General features: G+C 67.2%; 3 protein-coding genes and 1 tRNA gene. 3 read left to right on the top strand and 1 reads right to left on the bottom strand.

The genetic code is table 11. The features are described 5' to 3' along the window. Positions 1–104: 104 nt before the first annotated feature. From ACKOQ4_RS04805 to ACKOQ4_RS04795, 3 genes are all read left to right on the top strand, one after another. Positions 105–677, top strand: a complete 573-nt coding sequence (locus tag ACKOQ4_RS04805) for a YncE family protein (RefSeq protein ID WP_526289367.1) — start codon at positions 105–107, stop codon at positions 675–677. 66 nt (positions 678–743) lie between these two features. Further along, a tRNA-Ala gene (locus ACKOQ4_RS04800) sits at positions 744–816 on the top strand. Between the two features lie 113 nt (positions 817–929). Next, entirely contained in the window at positions 930–3,077 is a 2,148-nt protein-coding gene (locus tag ACKOQ4_RS04795) for a PE-PPE domain-containing protein (protein WP_526289365.1), read from the top strand. An 87-nt stretch (positions 3,078–3,164) separates the two neighbouring features. Here ACKOQ4_RS04795 and ACKOQ4_RS04790 read toward each other — a convergent pair. Further along, a partial coding sequence (locus tag ACKOQ4_RS04790; RefSeq protein WP_526289362.1) for a hypothetical protein occupies positions 3,165–6,309 on the bottom strand: 3,145 nt, incomplete at its 5' end.

The raw sequence follows: 6,309 nt of genomic DNA, 5'->3' as shown, positions 1-6,309 counted from the left end.
GCGGGTATCGGACCGCCCGATCTCGCCGTGACGCGGGAAGGCCGCGCATTCCAGACGCCAATGGGCTTCTCACCCGTTTCGAAGCTATTTATTGATGGAAAAGTTTGTTTGCCTGCTGCCCGGATAAGTTTCCTATAAAGTCCAGTTTTCTGGACACCAGGCTTTGCTGCGAAACATTCAAGGCGTACGTCACGTCGCAGGGGACTGGCAAGGTGTTCGTCGTCGACGTCGGGTCGGACACCCCGTCCGTCGTCAAGACGCTCACCGTCGGCGCCAGCCCGTTCGGCATCGCCACCTATGCGGCCGGGAACCGCGCGTACGTCGCCAACGGCACCGACGGAACGGTGACGGTGATCGACACCAGCGCCAACTCCGGCAACGGAAGCGTCTTGACCACCTACACCGGCCTGCCTGTCGGGGTGAATGCGAACGCCGTGGCGGTCAGTGGGGACGGAACCACCATCTACGTCACGAACAGCAACAACTCGACCCTCTACGCCATGAGCACGACCGGCCCCAACGCCGGTTCGGTGGTGGCCAGTTACACCACCATGACCCAGGGCCTCAACAACGGACTCACCGGACTGGCGGTCAACCCGGGCTCGAGTACCACCACGCTCTACGTCGTCAACAGCGACGCCCGAATCCCGTCCGTGACCATCATCCCGGTGTCATAGGGGACCTCGGGGCGGAGCCGTCGCCTCCGCCCCGGGTGCCCCGGCTGGTAGTCTTTCCCCGTCCGAGGGGCTATAGCGCAGTTGGTAGCGCGTCTCGTTCGCATCGAGAAGGTCAGGGGTTCGATTCCCCTTAGCTCCACACCCGAGGTCCGCAACCGGGCTCGCTGTCCGCCTCGCCGCGGTGCCCAGTTTCGTCATTGTTTTCCGTGCATTTCGGCTACATAAGCCTCGCAGGGGCCTTAGCCTTTGCTGATGAAAAACTTTGAATTGCCCTCATCCGGCCTTGCGGCCTCCCGTGTCGTCGGACGGGTGGGAGTCCTGGCCGCCACCCTGGGCGTCGGAGCCGTCTGGTTCTCCGTCGGCGTCGCCGCGGCGGACAGTTCATCGGACTCCGGGAGCGCGACCCGCGCGGCGCACTCGCGGGCCGCCGCCCACGGCCCCGAACGGCCGTCTGCCGCACCGCGGGCGAAACGGGCGGTACCGGCCGCGGCCGCCGATGCCGGCGGTGCTCGGCGCACTTCGCGCGCCGCCGCGGCGGCCGCCCAGGACGTTCCCGAAGTCGCGGACCTCGGGCCCGCACCGGCCGCCGACTCCGCACCGGCCGCCGACCCCGTACCGGCCGCCGACCCCGCACCGGCCGCCGACCCCGTACCGGCAGTGCAGGCACCTGCGCCGGCCGACGAGACCGTGACGACTTTCGAGGCCACTCCGGAGAGCGTGGAGATTGCGACGCTGACGACGGCCGGCCCCGACCCGGACGTCGACACCGATTCGACGCCGAAGGACGACGTGCCGCTGGAATCGGCGGGACCGGAGATCGTCCGCAGGACCGCTGTCGAACCCGGCCCCGTGGCCGTGGCGGCTCCCACTTTCCAGCCGAGCGTGTGCACCGAATCCAGTGAGGGCTGCGCCTACATCCTTGGCGCCAGCGGCGTCCCCATCCCCAGCTACGACCAGGCGAAGGTCGCCTACGAGTGGTACCTGGCCCCCAACAGCCAGAATCCCGGCGTGGATTACACGCCTCAAATCATCTACACCCCGGAAGGCGCCTACCCGATCACCGGAATCAAGGTTCTGCCGCTGGACATTTCGGTCCAGCAGGGCCTGACCGAGGTGAAGAATACGATCTTCGCCACCCTCGGCGTCAATCCCGATGTCCCGATCTCCTACTTCGGTTACTCGCAGAGCGCGATCATCGGTTCGCTGCTGCAGCGCGACCTGCAGAAGTCCACTGGCTCGCCCATCGAGCCGGGCCAGATCCAGTACGTGACGGTGGGCCAGGAGATGAACCCCAACGGCGGTTGGTTCGCCCGGTTCCCCGGCCTGGTGTTCAACAGCACCGGCATCGACTTCTACGGCGCGACGCCGCCGAACGACACTCCCGAGACCCTCAACGCCTACCCCACGACGAACTACGCACTGGAGTACGACGGCTTCGCCGACTTCCCGCGCTATCCGATGAACGCCCTGTCTGTGTTCAACGCGGTGATCGGTATCTTCGCGATCCACATTCAGTACCTGAACCCGGGTTACTTCGCGAAAACCTACGGAACGGGCCTGGGAGCCTACGACTCGGTCATGGGCACCGAAGGGCCGGGGGTCGCCTGCAACGAGGGCTCACCGTCCTGCCTCGCCCTGCCCACGACCACCGGGCCTGACGGGGACCAGAAGTACTACTTCATCAAGACCCCGTACCTGCCGATGCTGCTGCCACTGGCGCAGATTCCGTTCATCGGCAAGCCGCTGGTAGCCCTCATGCAGCCCGCCCTGAAGGTGATCGTCGACCTCGGCTACGGCGACTACGCGCACGGCTTCGGCACCCCGGAGAACCAGCCGGACGCCAACGTCATCGTGCCCTTCGGGATGTTCCCGCAAGTCAGTCCCGTCGAGGTGGCCACCAAACTGGCAGCCGGGGTCAGGCAGGGCATCAACGACTTCTTCAAGTCCTTCGGGGCGAAGGGATCGGTGCAGCAGGAGCTGGCCGCGATGGCTCAAGCGGTTGCCGACCGGAGGGCCAACCCGTTCAAGGTCGGTGATGCGCTGGGCAGCATCGGCGACGCGCTCACCAACGTCACGGCCAGGGTTTCGACCGCACTGTCGGCCACGTATGCGACGCTGCTCGCCACGGCGGACTTCCTCAACGCATTCCTGCTTCCGCTGCAGGCCTACAACACCAACATCGTGCTCGATTCGGTCAAGCAGATGTTCTCCGGTGAGCTGATCAAGGGCCTGATCAACGCCATCGGACTGCCGATCGCGGCTGACGTGGGCATGGTGACCACCGTGGCGGTGTTCCAGTTGATCGTCTGGGTCGAGGGCCTGCTCGCCGCGTTCACCGGGTGCGGCCCGGCCGCACCGTCCTACACACCGCCGTCGTCCTGCCCGGCCGCACTCGGGTAGTTCCGCGGGAGAACCCGACGACTGGTCAGCCGACGCTGATCAGTCGGGGGTGATCGTCACGCCAGGGTCGCTCGGCGACCGCAATCTTCAGCTGGCCTGCGGGGCTTTCCGAGGATCAGCGACGGCGACTGCGGGCAGTTCCGCCAGCCCTAGAAGTCGATCCAGCGGGAACCTGAAGGCGACGATCATCGGCGCATCGGCGGTCCTGGCCGCCTCCGGTCCGTCCGCGTCGACCGCAATCGTGAGGTCCACCGAGCCCGGCTGGTCCGCGTCGGGCTCCGTCACCCCCAAGTGGGTGAGGGTGAACCGGCCGTCACCGGTCAGCGCGTCGCGGTACCGCCGGGCATTCGCGGCGTCCGGGACTACCGCGCTGATCTCGTAAAGGTCAGACGCCGCCGGCGCCGGCTGGAAGAGTCCGCCGGCAGGCGCGGCCTGCGCAGCGAACGTCGACTGACTCTGGCCGCCGATCGGCGTTACCGCCCATCCTCCCGACAGCCAGTTGTACACGCGCAAGAACCCGGCGGTGGCGCTGATCGTGATCGTGATCGGCAGTCCGGCGACCAGACCGATGGAACGGCCGAAGATGTTGTCGCCGAAGAGGGACCCGATTCCCTGTCCGATGGCCGAGCCGAGCGCGATCTGCAGCTTGGTCGAGTAGACGATCTCGTGGCCCACGTATTTGGCTGCGTCACTGAGGGGCATCCCGAGCAGGATCTTCACCGTCAGGCTGTCCAGCAGGCTGATCGCCGCCGGCTTCTTGAGGAACGCGTCCACGGTACCCTCGGCGACCTGGCTGATCGCCCGGTCGAGGAACTTGTTCTTGATGCCTAGTGCTTCAAGCCGGTTCTGTACCTCTTGCTTGACGACGACCCCCACCGCCTGGATCACGGCGGGGTTGGCCAGAATGCTGTTCAGGGCGGTGGGGATCACGGTGCTCACGGCGTCGACGAAGGGTGGGTCGGCCCGCAGCCACGCCAGTGCCTGGCCCAGAGCCTGGTATCTGGTCTTCCATCCGTTTTCCAGCACGTCGTCGGCGAATATTTCGAGGGCTTGGGTGATCGCGGCACTGACGCCGGGATAGGCAAGCAGTTGGGTGACCGCGGACCCGAGCGCGGAGGCAACCTGGTTGACGACTGCGGTGTCGGTCAGCAGGCCGGCCACCACGGGGCCGTACTTCTCGGCGACAAGGGCTTGGACGGCCGGGTCGCCGGCCAGGTCGGTGATCAACGTCGTGGTGATCGCCCCCAGCGACTGCTGGACGGCGGGGTTGCCCAGAATCCTGGTGTCGACCAGATTGAGAGTGTCGGCGACGAGTGCCTTCACCGCCGCCACAACATCGGCGTTCGTCTTCAGCTCGGACACGGCCTGCTTCACGGCGCCCTTCAGACTGTCTCCTCGCACCAGGGCGACCGCCAGTTGGCCGGCCACCCCGCCCAAGGCCTCGCTCACACCGGGCTGACCCAGGAAGTCGGGCATCAGCGACCCGATGGCCGTGCCGATGCCAGACGCGACCCCGGCGGTCGCGAGGAACTGTTGCACCGCCTTCCCGGCCGCCTGGCCCGCCGGTCCTGCGATCGGTGACTTGCCCAGATAGCCGGTCACCAGATCGGCGACCGCGGCGCCCGCGGCCTGCTGCACCACGGGATCGATCAACAGACTGGTGACCAGGGTCGCGACCGTGCCACCCACGGCCTGGGTGAACGCGGAATCGCCGAACAGCTGGCTGAACCCGGCGCTGACGGACAGGTCCACCGCCGCGTCGATGTCCGCGTCCATCCGAACCATCTCGGTGACCTGCGGCAGCACCGACTTGAAATCTCCCGCCACGGCAGCGGCGGCGAGTTTGCCCGCTGCATCGGCGAGTGTGGAGATGACGCCGGTAGCACCGAAGAAGTCGGTGGCGATGGTGTCGGCCAACGTCTTCAGGGCGTTTCCGATCGCCGGGTTAGTGATGAGGGACACCAGCGCGGTGGCGACCGGTGGGCCGACCGCTGCCCCCAGGTCGCCTCCGACGGAGCTCGCCACCTCGGAGGAGACGAAGTCGTACAGGGCCTTGTCGACCGCCGGATCGCCGACAAAGCCGGCCACCAGCGAGGAGAGTGCCGTGCCGATGGCGCCCCAGAGTTTGCGATCGGCGAGTAGTCCGGCGACCGCGTCAGTGACGGTCTGCTGAGCCGCGTCCTGGACTTCGGTGTTGGCCCGCAACGCCGCGGCGACCGCGGTGGGGCTCTGCTCGGGGTTGCCGCTGAGTGCTCCCGAGGCCAGCGCGCCGGCGGCTTGGGAGAAGGCGGTGATCACACCGGTGGAGCTCCAGAAGTCGGTGGAGACCGACTCCACCAGGCTGCGCAGCCCGCCGGTGACGGCGGGGTTGGTGAGCAGGGAGAGCACCGCGGACCCGGCCTTGGCGCCCAGGATCGCGGCGAGTTGGTCACCCAACACACCCTTGGTCTGGTCGGTGACCTTTGTGGCGACCTGCTCCTCGATCGCGTCCTGGACCGGGCCGTCGGAGAGCACCTCGCCCACCAGGTTCGAGAGGATCTGATCCACCGACGACCACAACTGCTCATCGCCCAGGAATTCGGCCACCGCCACCGTGAGCGACAGGTCCACCCCGCTGGCGACCGCGTCGCTGTCCCTGAGTTCCTGCCGGGCGGCTGCATTCGCGGCTGAGAGTTTGCCCGTGAAGAGCAATGCCAGCGCCCACTGGCTGGCCGCCGTTGAGAAGGCGTCCACCACACCCGGGGCGCCGAAGAAGTCCGCGACCAGAGTGTCCACCACGCCGAGCAAGCCGGCCGAGACGAACGGGTCGCTCACCAACTGCACCACCGCGGCACCCACCTGGGGACCAACCGCGGCCCCGATTGGGCCCAGGGCTGAGATCGTGTCGGAGACCGCCGTCTCAAGCGCACTGAGCACCGTGTCATCGGTGGTCAGCGATTCGACCGCCGCAGAGAGCGTCCCGTCGACGGCGATCCACAGATCGCGGTCATCGAGGAACGTCGTCATGGCGCCACCGAAGGCCGTTCCGACCGCGCCGATGACGGCAACGTTGGCCCGCAACGCAGCCCCGACCTCGGCGGGCGTCTGGGTGCCCGATGCCAGTGCCCCGGCGGCCTCCGAGAAGGCTGTCACCACGCCGTCGAAGCCCCAGAAATCGGTGAGCAGCGTGTCCACCACGCCCCGCAGTCCGGACTGGACCACCGGATTGGTGACAAGTTCCACCACAAGGGTG

Source organism: Mycobacterium sp. (genome assembly GCF_046095365.1).
Taxonomy (GTDB): domain Bacteria; phylum Actinomycetota; class Actinomycetes; order Mycobacteriales; family Mycobacteriaceae; genus Mycobacterium.
This window is presented reverse-complemented; position numbering and strand designations above follow the sequence as displayed.

Coding starts and splice junctions, on each gene's coding strand:
- ACKOQ4_RS04795 (WP_526289365.1), top strand. CDS start 930: ATGAAAAACTTTGAATTGCCCTCATCCGGCCTTGCGGCCTCCCGTGTC.